The organism is Planosporangium mesophilum, assembly GCF_016863255.1.
In the GTDB taxonomy this organism is placed as follows: domain Bacteria; phylum Actinomycetota; class Actinomycetes; order Mycobacteriales; family Micromonosporaceae; genus Planosporangium; species Planosporangium mesophilum.
Window position 1 is genome coordinate 187,605 of the sequence record NZ_BOON01000005.1, and the last position, 16,428, is coordinate 204,032.

Sequence of the window (16,428 nt, forward strand, 5' to 3'; positions counted from 1 at the left end):
CGCGATCTTGGACACCTGGCGGGCCTATGACCCCGCCAGGTGTCCAAGATTGCCGGTGGACAGGAGCGCGCGGGTCGTCTCCCACCCTTCGAGGCCCGGATCGAGCCGGGCGAGATCGTCCGGGCCGCGCAGTCGGTGCCAGCCCGGCGTGACGGCCACCAGCGCCTTGCGCGGCGCCGCCTCGCGTACGTCCTCCGCCCGGCCACCGTCCAGGTCGACCTGCGGCAGCCAGTCGGGCAGCGGCAGCCGGCTCGCCACGCCCAGCAGCCCGCCGCCGGAGGCGGGCGCCACCGCGGCCGTCCGGCTCGTCAGCGGCTGGAGCAGCTTGCCGATGAGCATCCCGGGCAGGTCCGGCGCGTCGGCGGCGAGCACCGCCCCCAGCTCGTAGCCGTCCTCGGCCGCGGCCCGCAGCGCGTCGACCGGGGTGGCGTCGGGCAGTTCGTACACCGGCATGCCCGGCCAGGCGACGGCCGCCGCGAGGTCGCGGTCGGCCGGGGACACGGCGATCGCCGGCTCGGCCGCGGCGAGCGTACCGAGCAGGTCGACCACGTCCTCGGCCAGCGCCCGCCGCCAATCGGCCAGGCTGATTCCCGGCGGTGCCCAGTTGACCTGGTTGAACAGGGCGATCACAACACGCGGGCTCAATCGTCACTCATCCCGAGGCAGACGGCGGCGGACACCCCCTCAAGGTAGCCGCGTGCACGCTCGGTCTTGGGGTAGCGGGCGACAAGATCCCAGAAGTCGGAGTTGTGGCTGGGCACGACGAGATGGGCCAACTCGTGCAGCAGGACGTAATCGATCACCCAGTCGGGCATCTCCTGCACCCGGTGCGAGATGCGGATCGTGCGGTCGGCTGGGGTACAGGAGCCCCAGCGGCCGTTCTGGTTGGTGACCCATCGCACGCTCACCGGGCGCGCCAGGGTGGCGTACTCCGGCAGATACCGGGTGACGATGCGCATGGCCCGCGCCTGCAGGGCCGCGTCGGTACGCCGACTACGCTGCTCGCGCGCGTCGAGGCGCTCCAGCATGCGGTCGACCCATTCGCGCTCCTCGGCGCGGGAGAACTGGGCGGGGATCAGGACGACCACCCGCTCACCCTCGCGATACGCGGACACGGTCCGCCGTCGGCGCTGGCTGCGCCGTACCTCTACGACGGGCTTGCGGAGTGTGTTCTGGCGCAGCCCGGGGGTACCGCCCACGTGGGCACGCTAGCCGGCATCCGCCCATGGGGCGCAAGAGTCAATTCTCTGTCACCCGCCCGCATGAGGATGTTTCCAGCTATCTTGTCCGAAAGATTCCTAGGGAGCGACTCGCCGCCGGACGCGCCGAATCCATCCGCGCGTCACGTGTTGTCCACCGTCACCCACACCCTTACCCACAGAGTTATCCACAACCTGTGGACAATAATCAGTCGGCGTGTCTCGCATAACCACACTTTCCCCGAGACTCAGACAAGGCAGACTCACGTGGTCTACTCGCTCACGTGGCGACGTGGTACCGCTACCCCCCGCCGCCAAACCGGCGGTGGCGGCGGTACCCGCTGCCGCGGTGAACCGAGCGCGTCGACTGATACAGCCGTCGGCAGAACCGTGCCGGCGGGAACCATGAGGAGGGCATCGTGGCCGAGACCTACAACGGCTACTGCGTCAAGTGCAAGGAAAAGCGTGACTTCCAGGGCGAGGTCGCCGTATCCAAGACCGGCATGAAGATGGCGAAGGGCGCCTGCCCGGTTTGCGGCACGACCGTCAACCGAATCCTGGGCAAGGCCTGATCCGTCCCTGACCGGACGAGTCAGCCGGACCTACGGCCGGTCCGGCCCGCGATGTGGCGGTCTGGACCGGCCGAGGTCCGGCCGGCGACCAAAACCCGACACTTCAGCACACCCCGTGTGAACAACCCCCGGTACGGCTGTGGACGGGCGGCACCCGCCTCCCCCGGGGCTGTGGACAACCGCCCCGGCGCCGCGCGGATCGTCCATCCTCTGGCCGCATGGACCGACCGACGCTGCTACCGCACCTGCGCCCGCTGTGGCGGGACCGCACCACTCTCCAACTCGGCACCGACCCCGAACGGGCGATCATCGTCGAGTTCACCCAGCCGGTCTCGGCACGCATCCTCGGCCTACTCAACGGCGCCCGTACCGAACGGGCGATCTTCACCGACGCCGCCGCCCTGGGCGTACCGACCGCCGAGGTCGCCGCGGTCCTCGCGGCCCTGCGCCAGGCGGGCGTCCTGATCGACTCGCGGGCGCTGCTGCCGCCCGGCGTACCGCAGCCCCGGCGCGGCCGGCTGGCGGCCGAGGCGACCGCGCTCGCCGCGCGTCCGGACGCGGGAGCGGCCAGTACGCCCGCCCACGCGCTGCGCCGGCGCGCGCTGTCACGGGTACTCGTCACCGGGCAGGCCCGGCTGGCGGCCCCGATCGCGGCGACGCTGGCCGCGGCGGGCGTGGGCCACGTCCCGACGCGGGTGCCCGGCACGGTCTCCGGCGACGACGTGGTCCCCGGCGGGCTGTCCGTGGCCGACGTCGGCCGGCCCGCCGGCGAGGCGGTGCGGGAGGTGGTCACCCGGGTCGCCCCGGAGGTCCACGTGACGCCCCTGCGACCCGACGACCTGACGCTCGTCGTACGGGCGGGGTCCGACGCGACCCCTGCCGCCCTCGTGGCGCGGGCCTACGCCCGGCGCCGGCTTCCGCACCTCGCGGTGGCGGTACGCGACGGTGCGGTCGTCGTGGGCCCGTTCGTACCACCCGCCGGCTCACCGTGCCTCGCCTGCCTCGACCTGCATCGCCTCGACCGTGACCCGGCTTGGCCGACGCTCGCGGCCCAGTTGGCCACCGCGCCGCCGACGGGCCAGGCCTGCGCCGCCACGACCACGCTGATCGGGGTCGGACACGCGGTCGCCGAGATCCTCGCGTACCTCGACGGCGGATCCCCGCGTACCAGGGGAGCTACGATCGAGATCGACGGCGCCGGCGGCGAGAGACGGCGCAGTTGGCCCCCGCATCCCACATGCGATTGCCGACGAGTTCGCCGATCGTTGCCAAGAACAGGTAAGAATTGACGCAATGACCGACATCCCCCGCCGAGCCGTCAGCCGGTCGGCCAAGCTGGCGTCGCTCCCCATCGGGTTCGCCGGTCGAGCCGCCCTGGGCCTGGGCAAGCGCGTCACCGGCATGGCCTCCGAAGTGATCTCCACCGAGGTGCAGCAGCGCACCGCCGAGCACCTGTTCAGCGTGCTCGGGCAGCTCAAGGGTGGAGCGATGAAGTTCGGACAGGCGCTGTCCGTGTTCGAGGCCGCCCTGCCCGAGGAGGTGGCCGGGCCGTACCGGGCCGCGCTCACGAAGCTGCAGGAGGCCGCGCCGCCGCTGCCGGCCGCGAGCGTTCACAAGGTCATCGCGTCCTCCCTCGGCGCCGACTGGCGGGATCACTTCCAGGAGTTCAACGACAAGCCCGCGGCGGCGGCGAGCATCGGGCAGGTCCACCGTGCGGTGTGGGCCGACGGGCGTGCGGTGGCGGTCAAGGTCCAGTACCCGGGCGCCGGCGACGCGCTGATCTCCGATCTCAACCAGCTGGGCCGGCTGGCCGCCCTGTTCCGCGTCATCCAGCCCGGCCTCGACGTCAAACCGCTGGTCAGCGAGTTGAAGGCGCGCGTGGTCGAGGAGCTGGACTACGAGCTGGAGGCCTCGGCGCAGCGGGCGTTCGCGGCCGCGTACGACGGCGACGACATGATCTACGTACCGCAGGTCGTGGCCTCCTCGCCGCGGGTCATCGTCACGGAGTGGGTGGACGGCACCCCGCTGTCGAACCTGATCTCGTCCGGCAGCGAGCCCGAGCGGGACGCCGCCGGCGAGCGCCTGGCGCTGCTGCACTTCTCGGCACCGCATCTGACCGAGGGGCTGCTGCACGCCGACCCGCACCCCGGTAACTTCCGGATCCTGGCCGACGGCCGGCTCGGTGTGCTCGACTTCGGCGCGGTCGCGCGGGTGCCGGACGGGATGCTCGGACAGATCGGCCGGCTGACCCGGCTCGCCCTGGACAGCGACGCCGAGGCCGTGCTGACGGGGCTCCGCGACGAGGGCTTCGTCAAGCCCGACCTGGAGATCGACGCGCAGGCCGTCCTGGACTACCTGGTGCCGATCCTGGAGCCGATCGCGGTCGCCGAGTTCCGGTTCAGCCGGTCCTGGCTGCGGTCGGAGGCGACCCGGCTGGCCAATCCGCGCAGCGCCGCGTACCAGTTGGGCCGCAACCTGAACCTGCCGCCGGCCTACCTGCTGGTGCACCGGGTGACGCTCGGCTCCATCGGCGTGCTGTGCCAACTGGAGGCGAAGGCCCGGTACCGGGAGGTCGTCGAGGAGTGGCTGCCGGGCTTCTCGGACTGAAGGTCCCCACAGTCTGTAGACAGGCGTGGCCCCGGGGTGCACCCCGGGGCCACGCCTTCGCCGTTGTTGTGGTGATCAAGGAAGGTTACTCACCCAGCATGCGCGCACTCTCACGACGTACGCGCATCGCGATCTGCCGGGCGGAACGGTGAGCCTCAGAATTCCCCAGGTCCTGAGGCCGGGGCATTCGTGCTCGTGACAGTGCTTCGTTGATGAGTTGTATGCCGGTCGGGATGTTCACGGTGGTGCTCCTCGGTCGTGGTCTGCTCGGTAGCGCTTCGGGCCGGACCGACTGCGGCTGTCGCAGTCGACGGCTGGCGGGCTTACGGATCGTCATGTCAGGCCGCCACTCCGGCGACGACGGCCGCGGTACGAGCCGCGACCTCGACGCGCAGGACGGCGTCCCGGGCGACATCCTCCTTACGCGGGCGGCCACGCGGCCGCTTGCGCGGCACGACCGCGCCCCGGTCGAAGATCTCGCCGCCCCACACGCCCCAGGGCTCCGCTCGCTCCAGGGCGCCGGCCAGGCACTCCACGCGCAGCGGACACTCCGCGCACAGGGACTTGGCCAGCTCCAACTCGGCGGGCGCGTCGGCGAACCACATGTCCGGGTCGAACGTGCGGCAGGGTAGCTCCGACCTCACCGGGGACGCCGACGTGTGCAGACGGTCCGCACCCACCTCGACACTCAGGTCGAGGGGTGCCGTCGCCAGACTCATTCCGGTCACCTCTCTTTCTGCTCGGGGTCTTGATTACTCGTGGTAAAAGACTGAGGCCGCGGATCCCGGTTGCGGGTTCCGCGGCCTCGAGGTGAGCCGGTGGTCTAGATCTTGTCTAGACCGGCCTTCCTCGAGGTGGAACTCCGCGGACATCGCCGAAGGTCATGTCGACCTCGACGCTGCCCTTGGCCTTGAGCCCGTACGTGGACGCATTGCGCCCCTCGATGCGGGCCCGCTGAGCCTGGATCTGCGACGTGCCGACAACCAGTCCGCCGACCACACCCGTGTGGCCCACGCTGGCGTGGGCGAGGGTGGAAGCGACGGGCGAGACTGGAACGCCGAGCACCTGAGCGCAGGCAGCAGGCAGCGTGGACGGTCGCCTGTTGATGGTCATCAGCTTCACGTCGTCCACCTCCTGTCTGCTCTCGTCGCGACGTGGTTCGCACCCCGCACGGTCGGCGTGGATCTGCCGTCCTCGTGGTGTGTCAGCAGGCTATTCCCGGCCGCGATGGCGGCGCAAACGATTTTCCGAAGAAGTTATGCAAGATTTTTTGGAGCAAGATCATCTATGTCGGCTCCGGCGATCAACGCGAGCACCGCGTCGCCGTACAGGCCCAGCTTGCGGGGGCCGATGCCGGCGATACCGGCCAACTCCTCCAGCCGCTGCGGCTGCCGCTCGGCCAGCGCGGTAAGGGTCGCATCCGTGAACACCACGTACGCAGGGACTTTCTGCTCCGTCGCGACCCGGATGCGCCACTCGCGCAGCCGCTCGAACAGCTCCTCGTCCATAGTCGACGGACAGGCCGAGCACCGGCCCAGCTTGCGGTCGACGCCGTTGAGGAGGGCGCTGCCGCAGACCCGGCAGGACATCACGGCGGCCCGTCGGCGCGTGCCGTCGGATTTCTGACTCTGGCGCGCGGGCGCCCGAGCGGCCTCCGGGTCGAGGGAGGGCAGGAACCGGCACGGCCGGCGGTGCCGCCCGCCGGGCGAGCGGGCCCCGCCGTAGGACAGCCAGAGCCACTGCCTGGCCCGCGTGATGCCGACGTAGAGCAGCCGGCGCTCCTCCTCCACCGCCTCCGGCGTCTTCGCGTACGTGGTGGGCAGGGTGCCCTCTGCGAGGCCGACCAGGAAGACGGCGTCCCACTCGAGCCCCTTGGCCGCATGCAGGGACGCCAGCGTCACGCCCTCCACCGTCGGGGCGTGCTGGAGCGCCGCCCGGCGCTGCAACTCCTCGTTGAAACCGTCCAGGGTGCCCGGCATCGCCGCCGCTCCCGGCAGCGGGATCGCGGCGGCCGTGGCGTACTCCTCGGCGAGGTTGACCAGCGCGGCCAGGGCCTCCCACTGCTCCCGCGCGTTGCCGCCGGCCGGCGGGGCCTCCGGACGCCATCCGACCGCTTCGAGGGCCGTGACGACGGCCTCCCGCAGCGGCGTGTCAGCCACGGTGGTGCGGCTCGCGGCCCGTAGCGCCACCATCGCCCGCCGGACCTCGCCGCGCTCGAAGAAGCGCTCCGTGCCCCGCACGACCACCGGCACGCCTGCCTCCGCGAGGGCCTCCTCGTAGCTCTGGGACTGTGCGTTGGTACGGAACAGCACCGCGATCTCACTGGCCGGCAGGCCGCCGGCGACCAGCTCCGCGCACCGTTTCGCCACCGCCTCCGCCTCCGCCGGCTCGTCCGGGAAGACCCGCAGGTCGGGCTCGGGCCCGCTCGGGCGCTGACCCACCAGCTCCAGCCGCAGCCGCGCGAGGTCACCGCGGGCCTGCGAGATCACCGCGTTGGCCAGGCCGACCACCTGCGGGGTCGACCGGTAGTCCCGCACCAGCCGGACCACCGTCGCGCCCCGGCGCTGCCGGGGGAAGTCGACCAGGTACGACGAGGTCGCCCCGGTGAACGAGTAGATCGTCTGGCTGGCGTCGCCGACCACGGTCACGTCGTCACGGCCGCCCAGCCACGTCTCCAGCAGCCGCTGCTGCACCGGGTTGACGTCCTGGTACTCGTCGACCACGAAGTGCCGGTACTGGGACCGGATCTGCTCGCCGACGTCGGCGTGCTCCTCCATCGCCCACACCGCCGTGCGCAGCAGATCCTCGAAGTCGATCACCCCGCTGGAGCGCTTGACCCGCTCGTACGCCGCGTAGACCTCCGCCACCCGGGCCGGGTCCACCGGGGTCTCGCGGTTCGCCTTCGCGGCGGCCACCGGGTACTCGGACGGCTCGACCATCGACGACTTCGCCCACTCGATCTCGCTGGCGAGGTCGCGGGCGGTCGTGCGGTCGGCGCGCAGTCCGGCCCGGACGGCCGCCAGCCCGACCAGCCGGGCCTTGCTGTCGATCACCTCCGGCAGCTCGCGCCCGGAGAACAGGCGCGGCGCGAAGTAGCGCAACTGGCGCAGCGCGGCGGCGTGGAACGTCCGGGCCTGTACCCCGGCGACGCCGAGCTGGGCCAGCCGGCTGCGCATCTCCGCGGCGGCCCGAGCGGTGAACGTCACCGCCAGTACGTGCTGGGGCCGCACCTCCCCGGTGAGCACCCGGTGCGCGATGCGGTGCGTGATCGCTCTGGTCTTGCCGGTGCCCGCCCCGGCGAGCACGCAGACGGGGCCGGCCGGAGCCACCACCACCGCCCGCTGTTCGTCGTCGAGGCCCGCGAGCACCCGCCCGGCAGGTTCAGAAGATTGCGCCACAACGTGGAATCATCTCAGGCCGGTGCGACGTTCTGCCGGAAGCACGTGTCAAGGTTCAGCTATCGGAGGCGACCGGAATGATCACTATGTACTCGACGCCGTGGTGCGGCTACTGCCACCGGCTAAAGACCCAGCTCGACCGGGAGGGGATCGAGTACACGGTCGTCGACATCGAGGCCGACGAGAAGTCCGCCGAGTTCGTGATGAACGTCAACGGCGGCAACCAGACCGTTCCCACGGTGCTGTTCGCCGACGGCTCGACGCTCACCAACCCGACGATTGTGCAGGTCAAGGCCCAGCTGGCGACCCTGTCGGACCGGTGAGCCAGGTCCGCACGAGGTAGTGCGCGATCGATGAGGCCATCGGCAGGCCGAAATCGGTCTCGTCGCCCGCGAGGCTACGGGCCACCTCGGCGCGGGTGAACCAGCGGGCGTCAGTGATCTCGTCGGCGTCGACCCGTACCGGCTGGTCCGGGTCGGCTACGGCGAGGTAGCCCAGCATCAGCGAGCCCGGGAAGGGCCACGCCTGGCTGGCGACGTAACGAGCATCACGGACCGTGACGCCGACCTCCTCGCCTACCTCCCGGACCACGGTGGCCTCGGCCGGCTCCCCCGGCTCGACGAAGCCGGCGAGGCAGGAGTACCGCCGGGCCCAGCCGGGCGCGGTCCACGCGCCGTTGTGGCCGAGCAGGCAGCGACCCTCGGGGCCGGCGACGTCGTCATGCACGAGCACGATCACCGCCGGATCGGTACGCGGGAACAGCGTCTCGCCGTCCTCGGTCACCCTGGTCCAGCCGCCCTGGGTGACCGTGGTCGGCTTGCCGGTGCGCGGCGAGTACAGGTGCCGCGCATGCCAGTTGACCAGCGCGACGGCGGTGATGAACAGGCTGGCGTCCGGCTCATCGAGGACGTGGCCGACCTCCCGCACGTTCGCCTTGCGGGTACCGGGCGGCGCGGCGACCTCCGTCCGGACGGCGAAGTACGGCCGGCCCTGCGCGTCCTCACCCAGGAAGTAGCGCTCGGCGCCGGGGTCCACCTCGGCCGACGGGGTCAGCACCAGGCCGGGCGGCTCGTCGCGGACGAGCGCCCGGCCGTCGTCGACCACGACCACCAGGGCATCGACCCAGGCCCGCGCCAGCCACTCCGGATCGGTACGCCGGTGGGCGGCCCGGTCGAAATCGGTGACCCGGCCGCCCGGAGGCAGTTCCGACTCCTGGACCTGACGTGCTCCGTTCGGGTTCAAACCACTTCGCTCCCCGCCCGGGTCACCGGAGTCAGCGCCGACAGCGACGGCTCGATCCGCTCGGCGTCGCCGAGCACCAGGCTGACCGCCCTCGCCGGCGCCAGGTACCGGGCCGCGGCGGCGCCCACCTCGTCGACGGAGACCTTGGCCAGCCGGCCCGCGTGGTCGGCCAGGTAGTCCAGGCGCAGCCCGAAGCCCGCGTACGTGACGGCGAGCCCGGCCAGCCCGGCCTGGGTCGACATGCCCAGCTGCAGCGTGCCCAGCGCGTACTGGCGGGCCTGCTCCAGCTCGTCCTCGCGCGGCGGCAGGCTGGCCAGCCGGCCGAGCTCGTACATGGTCTCCAGCAGCGCCGGGCCGGTCACCTCGGTCGCCACCTCTGCCGCCACGGTCAGCGACGAACCGGCGACCGCGTGCTCGATCAGCGAGTGCGGCCCGTACGTGTAGCCCTTGTCCTCGCGGATGTTCTCCACCCACCGGGACGAGAAGTACCCGCCGAAGATCAGGTTGGCGAGCTGCAGCGGGGCGTGGTCGGGGTGGGTACGGGGTACCGCCGGCAGCGCCACCCGCAGCGAGGACTGCACCGCGTCCGGCCGGTCGACCAGGGTCAGCGGCCCGGGTTCGAGCTCCGGCACCGCCGGTAGCTCGACGTCCTTGCCGTCGCCGGTCCACGCCGAGAGCGCCCGCTCGGCGGCGGCGATCGCCTTGTTCGGGGTCACGTCGCCGACGATGACCAGGATCGCGCCGGCCGGATGTATCCGCTCCGCGTGCAGCTTGCGCAGCGCGCCGGGCGTGACCGAGACGACCTGCTCCGGAGTGGGCGTCTGCACCGCGTACGGGTGACGGCCGTAGATCCGCTTCAGCAGCGCCTCGCGGGCGAGGTGCGAGGGCTGGCTGAGCGCGACCCGGATCCGGTCGGCCAGCCGCCCGCGTTCGGTGGCGACCTCGCCGGACGGGTAGGACGCGCCGGTCAGTACCGAAGACATGATCTCCAGCAGCCGTTCGAGCCCCGCCGTGAGCGAGTTGCCCGACAGCAGCAGCCGGTCGGGGTCGGCGCCCGAGTTCAGGCCGCCACCGACCTTCTGCAGCTCGGCGGCGATCTCCACGCCGGTGAGCCCGTCCGCGCCGGACAGCATCGTCTGGGTCAGCACGGCCGTGCGGGCCAGGTGGGCACGGGCGAACGGCAGCCGCAGCCGCACCTCGACCAGCGGCACCGCCGGCCGCCGGATCGCCATGACCGTCAGGCCGTTGGGCAGCGTCTCTTCAACGATCTTGGGCAGCTTCAACGGGCGGTTCGGCCCGAGTGCCGGCAGTTGCCTCACTTGTTTCCACCCCCGGGGATGACCTCGACGGACGCCCGCCGCTGCGCGGTGAGAGCCGCCGCGGCGGCCAGGATCTGCTCCTCGGTCACCTCGGCGATCAGCCTGGGCAGCTCGTTGATCAGCTCCGGCGCGCCGCGCTGCTGTTCGAGCACCGCCATCTGTAGGCACCTACCGAGTACGGCGTCGACGTCGCGCAGCAGGTGGGTGGCCATCCGGGCCTGGGTACGCGCCAGCTCGCCCGGCGCGAGACCGTCGGTGGCGATCCGCTGGCACTCCTCGTCGATCGTGTCCAGGACCTTGCCGACGTCGCCGCCCGGGGGCAGGTGCGCCTGCAGGAGGAGCGCGGTGGGGTCGCGTACCGCGAACGGCTCGCCCATGAATCCGAGGTACCCGCCCACGCTGGTCACGCTGCGGTCCCGTAGCACCATGCGCTCGACCAGGCGGGACGCGTCGCCGTCGGTGAGCACCTCGGCCAGCACCACATAGGGCAGGTACCCGGCCAGGTCGTCGATCGGATCCGGTACCCGCCAGGCGGCCGCGACGGCGGGCAGCGGCGCCAGCCGGTCGGTGTACGAGTGGCGGCGCTCCTCGGCCAGGTCCGGCTCGTCGAAGTCCGGCCGGGTCGGCGCCTTCCGCGCCGGTACGTCGCCGAAGTGCTCCTCGACCAGCCTGGTCGCCTCGGCCACGTCGAAGTCGCCGGAGACCGACAGGACCGCGTTGCCGGCGGCGTAGTACCGCTGGAAGAACTCGGCCGCGTCTTCGACCGTGGCCGACTCCAGGTCGGTGAACGAGCCGTACCCGTCGTGGGCGTTGGGGAACGTGTCGAACATGACCGGCGGCAGCTTCAGCCAGGGGAAGCCGCCGTAGGGCCGGTTGAGCACGTTCACCCGGATCTCCTCCTTGACCACGTCGACCTGGTTGCGCAGGTTCTCACTCGTCAGGCGAGGCCCGCGCATCCGGTCGGCCTCGAGGAACAGTGCCCGCTCCAACGCGTTGGACGGCAGCGTCTCGAAGTAGTCCGTGTAGTCGAGGTGGGTCGATCCGTTGAACGTGCCGCCGGAGCCCTGCACGTATCGGAAGTGGGCGAGCTTCTCCAGGTTCTCGGAACCCTGGAACATCAGATGCTCGAACAGGTGCGCGAACCCGGTACGCCCCTCCGGTTCGGAGCGGATGCCGACGTCGTAGACGACGGCGACACCGACGACCGGAGCGCTGCGGTCGGGGGCGAGCACCACGCGGAGGCCATTAGGCAGCGTCAGGCGCTCCACCGGGTACTTGGTGGCCGGAATCCGGATGGCGGAACTACGAACAGACACCCTTGCGACACTAACCGGTCCGCGCGGCGTCCGATCATCCCACCGGCCGTACTGAGTCCAGAACGCTGTCCACGACCCAGTCGTACTGGCGGTGGGTGCCCGGAATGGACACGTACAGGATCGCCGCGCGCGGCCGTCCGACGTCCACCAGGGCCACCCCGACGAGTTCGTCGGTGGCCTTGAGCCCGGCCTGGTGGAAGCGCATCCGGAAGGTGGTCACCCAGGCCGGTCGGCCGCCCAGCGTGGTCTGCTCGTCGCGCAGCACGTCCATCTGGTTGGGCTGCGGGTAGTACTCGGCCCGCACGTCCGCCGCCACCTGCCGGCCGGTGCACTCCAGATCCAGGCTGAGCGAGTCGTTGTTGGCCGCGGGTACCGAGCCGGACAGGATCGAGGCGAGGTACTGGCTGCGGAAGCCGAGCGGGTCCTGGTAGCTCTCGGTCACGAAGTACTGGCCGGTCTGGTACGACACCCGCAGGGTCCCCTTGGTCCAGGTGTCGTGCCACGGCAGCCACGGCTCGCCGTACGAGGCGTACGAGATGCCGGAGGCGGCGTCGTCGGTGCGGGGGCCCGGCGGCGGTGGCGCGGCCGGTGGACCGCCGGGCGCGTCGTGGGACGGCGGCGGGCAGAGCTTGGCGAGATCGGGCCGGGTGTCGCTCGGGCCGGCCGGGCGCCGGTCGAACGGCGAGCCGCCGCCGGTCATCACCATCGCGAGCACCACGACCACGCCGACCGCGACCACGGCGATGGCCGTACCTCCGAACCACCAGAGCATGCTGCGGTTGCGCCGGGCCGGATCCCTGTCCCCGGCCGGATCCGCCGGCGGGACCGCCAGCGGCGCCGGTGTGCGGGTGAGCCCGGTGACCGTGCCGGCGCGGTAGCCGGGTCTGCGCGGCGGCGCGGCCGGGGTCCGCGCGGCGGGCTCGGCGGGGGTCCGCGCGGCGGGCTCGGCGGGGGTTTGCGCGGTGGGCGCCGGCGGGTATGCGACGCCGCCGGCCGGGTCGTCCGGATTGGCCGGGTCGTGCGCACCGGCCGGCGGACGGGCCCAGGGTGAACGCTGCTCGGTCATCGTGCTGCCAGTGTCGCAGGCATCCGTCGCGCCCAACACAGGGCGTGGCGCGGTCCACCCTCCACCGGATCGCTCGACGTCGACGTGGCTCAGCCGCGCGGTGCGGTCACCGCCGGCGGGTCGAACCGGACGACCTGCGAATGTCCCGCACCGGCGGTCGGCCACGGGCCGAGTGCGAGCGCCGCGGCGAACAGCACCCCGGCGGCCGCGACCGCGACGACGACAAGCACCTCTCCGACGCCGGACCCCCGCCGGCCCACCACGATGCCCGGATCCGCTCTCATGGCCGTCTCCCCCGTATCACGCCGATGCAAGCCAGCATTGAGGAAGACGGCCGCGACTGGCCAGAAGGTTGTCAGATGCCGGGCACAATCTCCCCTACGACGCCCGAGGCGCCCGCGACCGGCAGGCTGGTGACGATCACGGCCAGCCCGTCCTCGTCCGGCAGGTGCGACGGCCGCACGGTCACGCCCTCGCGAATGTGGACGAACGCCGGGCGTACCCGCTCGACGGGCACGCCGGCCAGCGCCGCCCAGGCCTGCCGGTACGCGGCCAACTGCACCTCGCCCGCCGCACCGGCCGCGCCGGTCGGTGGGGCGCCGGTCTTCCAGTGCACCACGTCGTAGCTGCCGTCCGGGTTGGAGAAGACCGCGTCGATGCGCCCCCGGACCACCACGCCGTCGACGACGGTGGCGAAGGGCACCGCGACCCGGACCGGCGTCCGGTCGGCCCACTCGGTCTCGAGGAACCGCTCTCGCAGCAGGTCCAGGTTCTCGTCGCCGGTCCCGTCGGAGTCCGCGGCACCGGGCAGCTCGTCGAGGTCGAGCAGGCCGTCGGAGTGCAGGCGCTGCTCCAGCCAGCGGTGGAACTCGGTGCCGCGGCGGGCGTACGGGGCGGGGCGCACCGGTAGCGGGCGGCGCAGCGCCGCGGCCAGCCGCTCCGGGTCGCGGCGCAGCGTCGCGAGCTGGGACACGCTCATATGCGGTGGCAGGGCGACCTCGACCGGCGCGTCCGGATCGGGCGTGAGCCGGGCCCGCTCGGCCAGGAGCAGGTCGACCTCGTACATCCAGAACGGGTCGTCCTCGGTCGACTCCGGCTGGCGACCGGCCAGCGCGGCGCGGACCAGGTCGGCGGCCTCCTCCAGCGACTGGCGACGGGGTCCGAGCGGGTCGGCCGGCCAGCTCACCTTCGGCAGGTTCGCGGTCACGGGGTTCGTCGCGCCCTCCGGCGGCGCGTCGGCCCACCGGTCCACCTCGCCGGCGCCGGCCAGGCACCTGTCGCGGATCTCCACCAGGAAGGGCGACGGCCCGCGCGGACGCTTCGCGGTCTCGCCCCACCAGTACCCGCTGGCGAGCAGCAGGCGCCGCGGCCTGGTCACCGCGACGTACGCCAGGCGCCGCTCCTCGCGCTCGTCGTGGGCGTCCCAGGCCGCCTCGAACGAGTCGATCGCGCGCGCGATGCCGCGCTGGTCGGTGGCGTGGGACAGGTCCAGCATGGGCAGCCCGGCACGGTCGCCACGCAGCTCGAACGGCATGACACCCAGCCCGTGCAGCCAGTGGTCGCCACCGTTGGGCCGGCCGGGGAACACCCCGGCCGTCAGCCCGGCCACGGACACGACGTCCCACTCCAAGCCCTTCGCCGCGTGCGCGGTGAGGATCTGCACCGCGCCGTCGACCACGGACACCTCCCCGGGCGCCAGGCCGCGCTCCTCGCTCTCCGCGGCCGCGAGGTACGCGAGGAAGGCCGACAGCGTGGGCGCCTCCGATTCGCTGGCGAACCGGGCCGCGATGTCACCGAGCGTGTCCAGATGCCCCCGGGCCAGGCCGGCGTCGCCCGGGCGGACCGCCACCTCGACGTCGAGCCCGATGGTGTGCTCCACGTCGTTGATCAGGTCGGGCAGCTGCTGGTCGAGCCTGCGGCGCAGCCCCCGCAGTTCGGCGGCGAGCGCGGCGAACCGGCGGTACCCCTCCGGCGAGTACCGCTCCTCCTCCCCCAGGTCGTCGAGCGCCTCGACCAGCGCGGCCTCGTCGTCGCGTACGGAGTACACCAGCGGCTCGTCGCTGGCGCGGGACGCGGCCAGCGCGCGGGCCCGGCGGTGGAGCGCGACCAGGTCACGCGGCCCGATCCGCCACCGGGGGCCGGTGAGCAGGCGCAGCAGCGCGGCTCCCTCGGTCGGGTCGGCCAGTACCCGCAGCGTGCTCACCACGTCGCGGACCTCGGGCGTGTCGAGCAGCCCGCCCAGGCCGACGACCTCGACCGGTACTCCCCGGGCGCGCAGCGCGGCCTCCACGGCTGCGATCTGGGCGCGGGTACGCACGAGCACGGCCGTGGTGGGGCGGCGCTCGACCGCGATCGCCGCGGGTTCGACGTCGTCGCCGGCCCCGGCCGCGGTCCGCCAGGCCGCCACGATCCGGCCGGCGATCCACTCCGCCTCGTCGGCGTAGGTCTCCAGCAGCGCACAGTGGACGGTCGAAGTGGACGCCCGGGCCGCCACCCTGGGCGCGGCGGTCAGCTTGGCCACCCGGTGGCCGAGCGGCTCGGACAGCGCGTTCGCCACGTCAAGGATCTCGGGGCGGTTGCGCCAGCTCGTCGTCAGGGTCAGCTCCCGCGCCTGCTTCCCGTCGCCTCCCGGGAACTCGGCCGGGAACCGTTCCAGGGTGCCGGCGCTGGCGCCCCGCCAGCCGTAGATGGACTGGGCCGGGTCGCCGACCGCGGTCACCGGGTGCCCGCCGCCGAACAGCGCCCGCAGCAGGACGACCTGGGCGTGGCTGGTGTCCTGGTACTCGTCGAGCAGCACCACCCGGTACCGGTCGCGCTCGATCGCGCCCACCTCGGGGTGGTTCGTCGCCACGGTCGCGGCCCGGGCGAGCTGGTCGCCGAAGTCCATGGTTTCGAGCAGGTGCTTGCGGTCGGCGTACCCGCGCACCAGCGGCAGCAGTTGCAGCCGTGCCTTCTGGCGGTCGAGGATCTCGCGCACCGACTTGAGCATCTTGCCCGGCCTGGACTCGATCTCGGCGAAGAACCTGCCGGTCCAGGCGGCCACGTCGGCGGGGGTACGCAGGTGCTCGGACAGGTCGGCGGAGAGCTTCAGCACCGCCTCGGTGACGGTCGTCGGGGCGACCAGGACGTGCGACATGTCGCCGTCGTAGCTGACCACGACGCCGTCGGCGATCTGCCAGCAGGACGCCTCGCTCATCAGCCGGTCGGACGGCTCGTACCCGGCGCGCAGGCCGTGTTCGGAGACGACGCGGGCGGCGTACGAGTGGTAGGTCGCCACGGTCGGCTCGCCGGTGATGAGCTCGTCGCGCCCGAGCCGGTGGACGAGCTGGGACAGCCGTTGGCGGATCCGGTGCGCCAGCTCGCCGGCGGCCTTGCGGGTGAAGGTGAGGCCGAGGATCTGCTCCGGGCGTACGTGCCCGTTGGCGACGAGCCAGACGACCCGGGCGGCCATCGTCTCCGTCTTGCCCGAGCCGGCGCCCGCGACCACGAGCAGCGGCTCCACCGGCGCGGCGATCACCTCCGCCTGCTGCGGCGTGGGTGGCGGCTGGCCGAGCAGGCGCGCCAGTTCGAGCGGGGTGAAGCGGGGACCGGCGGACGACCGCGGCCTGGGGACCTGGAACAGCGCGTCCTGGGTCACGGCCGGCCCTCCACATTGATCGCAAAGAATGACCTTGTGCGGCTACCGGCGTGCGTACAGCAGCAAGAAGTG

At 72.5% G+C, this 16,428-nt stretch carries 15 protein-coding genes; 4 read left to right on the forward strand and 11 right to left on the reverse strand.

Features of this window, described 5'->3' with window-relative positions; genetic code table 11:
* Positions 1-24: 24 nt before the first annotated feature.
* Together Pme01_RS03375 and Pme01_RS03380 are read right to left on the reverse strand one after the other, a co-directional pair.
* A complete protein-coding gene (locus Pme01_RS03375; protein ID WP_168112711.1) occupies positions 25-645 on the reverse strand; it encodes a hypothetical protein in 621 nt (206 codons plus the stop codon).
* Positions 642-1,199, reverse strand: a complete 558-nt coding sequence (locus Pme01_RS03380) for a M48 metallopeptidase family protein (protein ID WP_239087993.1) — start codon at positions 1,197-1,199, stop codon at positions 642-644. The genes Pme01_RS03375 and Pme01_RS03380 overlap by 4 nt, the downstream gene beginning before the upstream one ends.
* A gap of 416 nt (positions 1,200-1,615) precedes the next feature.
* Between Pme01_RS03380 and Pme01_RS03385 the strand changes: the two genes are divergently transcribed.
* The 3 genes from Pme01_RS03385 to Pme01_RS03395 all read left to right on the forward strand — a co-directional run bounded on the left by Pme01_RS03385 (position 1,616) and on the right by Pme01_RS03395 (position 4,378).
* Positions 1,616-1,771 carry a DUF5679 domain-containing protein gene (locus Pme01_RS03385; RefSeq protein ID WP_426635364.1) on the forward strand — a complete coding sequence of 52 codons (156 nt, stop codon included), beginning with the start codon at positions 1,616-1,618 and terminating at the stop codon, positions 1,769-1,771.
* A gap of 218 nt (positions 1,772-1,989) precedes the next feature.
* Positions 1,990-3,060 carry a ThiF family adenylyltransferase gene (locus tag Pme01_RS03390; RefSeq protein WP_168112710.1) on the forward strand — a complete coding sequence of 357 codons (1,071 nt, stop codon included), beginning with the start codon at positions 1,990-1,992 and terminating at the stop codon, positions 3,058-3,060.
* Positions 3,061-3,064: 4 nt separating this feature from the next.
* Complete coding sequence (locus tag Pme01_RS03395) at positions 3,065-4,378, forward strand: ABC1 kinase family protein (protein ID WP_168112709.1); 1,314 nt, start codon at positions 3,065-3,067, stop codon at positions 4,376-4,378.
* A gap of 338 nt (positions 4,379-4,716) precedes the next feature.
* On the opposite strand, the gene Pme01_RS03400 is transcribed toward Pme01_RS03395, so the two are convergent.
* From Pme01_RS03400 to Pme01_RS03410, 3 genes are all read right to left on the reverse strand, one after another.
* Positions 4,717-5,097 (reverse strand): WhiB family transcriptional regulator, encoded by a 381-nt coding sequence (locus tag Pme01_RS03400; RefSeq protein ID WP_168112708.1) that lies wholly within the window; start codon positions 5,095-5,097, stop codon positions 4,717-4,719.
* Positions 5,098-5,212: 115 nt separating this feature from the next.
* The gene (locus Pme01_RS03405; RefSeq protein ID WP_168112707.1) at positions 5,213-5,500 is read right to left on the reverse strand and encodes a hypothetical protein; all 288 of its coding nucleotides are present in this window, start codon (positions 5,498-5,500) and stop codon (positions 5,213-5,215) included.
* A gap of 134 nt (positions 5,501-5,634) precedes the next feature.
* Positions 5,635-7,776 (reverse strand): ATP-dependent DNA helicase UvrD2, encoded by a 2,142-nt coding sequence (locus Pme01_RS03410; RefSeq protein ID WP_168112706.1) that lies wholly within the window; start codon positions 7,774-7,776, stop codon positions 5,635-5,637.
* A gap of 77 nt (positions 7,777-7,853) precedes the next feature.
* Here Pme01_RS03410 and Pme01_RS03415 point away from each other — a divergent pair, with 77 nt between their 5' ends.
* The gene (locus Pme01_RS03415; RefSeq protein ID WP_168112705.1) at positions 7,854-8,099 is read left to right on the forward strand and encodes a mycoredoxin; all 246 of its coding nucleotides are present in this window, start codon (positions 7,854-7,856) and stop codon (positions 8,097-8,099) included.
* Here Pme01_RS03415 and nudC read toward each other — a convergent pair.
* From nudC to Pme01_RS03445, 6 genes are all read right to left on the reverse strand, one after another.
* Complete coding sequence (gene nudC / locus Pme01_RS03420) at positions 8,065-8,979, reverse strand: NAD(+) diphosphatase (RefSeq protein WP_168113376.1); 915 nt, start codon at positions 8,977-8,979, stop codon at positions 8,065-8,067. The two genes, Pme01_RS03415 and nudC, sit on opposite strands and share 35 nt — an antisense overlap.
* Before the next feature lie 35 nt (positions 8,980-9,014).
* Entirely contained in the window at positions 9,015-10,337 is a 1,323-nt protein-coding gene (locus tag Pme01_RS03425; protein WP_239087994.1) for a M16 family metallopeptidase, read from the reverse strand.
* A complete protein-coding gene (locus Pme01_RS03430; protein ID WP_168112704.1) occupies positions 10,334-11,653 on the reverse strand; it encodes a M16 family metallopeptidase in 1,320 nt (439 codons plus the stop codon). Before Pme01_RS03430 ends, Pme01_RS03425 begins: the two co-directional genes overlap by 4 nt.
* Positions 11,654-11,687: 34 nt before the next feature.
* Positions 11,688-12,719: a hypothetical protein gene (locus Pme01_RS03435; protein ID WP_203935406.1), complete on the reverse strand. Its 1,032-nt coding sequence runs from the start codon at positions 12,717-12,719 to the stop codon at positions 11,688-11,690.
* Positions 12,720-12,808: 89 nt separating this feature from the next.
* Entirely contained in the window at positions 12,809-13,003 is a 195-nt protein-coding gene (locus tag Pme01_RS03440) for a hypothetical protein (protein WP_168112703.1), read from the reverse strand.
* A 71-nt stretch (positions 13,004-13,074) separates the two neighbouring features.
* Positions 13,075-16,356 (reverse strand): ATP-dependent helicase, encoded by a 3,282-nt coding sequence (locus Pme01_RS03445; protein ID WP_168112702.1) that lies wholly within the window; start codon positions 16,354-16,356, stop codon positions 13,075-13,077.
* Between the last annotated feature and the right edge of the window lie 72 nt (positions 16,357-16,428).

Excerpts from the sequence above, each read along its gene's own strand:
- Pme01_RS03390 (WP_168112710.1), top strand. The coding sequence starts at position 1,990 with ATGGACCGACCGACGCTGCTACCGCACCTGCGCCCGCTGTGGCGGGAC.
- Pme01_RS03395 (WP_168112709.1), top strand. The coding sequence starts at position 3,065 with ATGACCGACATCCCCCGCCGAGCCGTCAGCCGGTCGGCCAAGCTGGCG.
- Pme01_RS03400 (WP_168112708.1), bottom strand. The coding sequence starts at position 5,097 with ATGAGTCTGGCGACGGCACCCCTCGACCTGAGTGTCGAGGTGGGTGCG.
- Pme01_RS03415 (WP_168112705.1), top strand. The coding sequence starts at position 7,854 with ATGATCACTATGTACTCGACGCCGTGGTGCGGCTACTGCCACCGGCTA.
- Pme01_RS03435 (WP_203935406.1), bottom strand. The coding sequence starts at position 12,719 with ATGACCGAGCAGCGTTCACCCTGGGCCCGTCCGCCGGCCGGTGCGCAC.
- Pme01_RS03440 (WP_168112703.1), bottom strand. The coding sequence starts at position 13,003 with ATGAGAGCGGATCCGGGCATCGTGGTGGGCCGGCGGGGGTCCGGCGTC.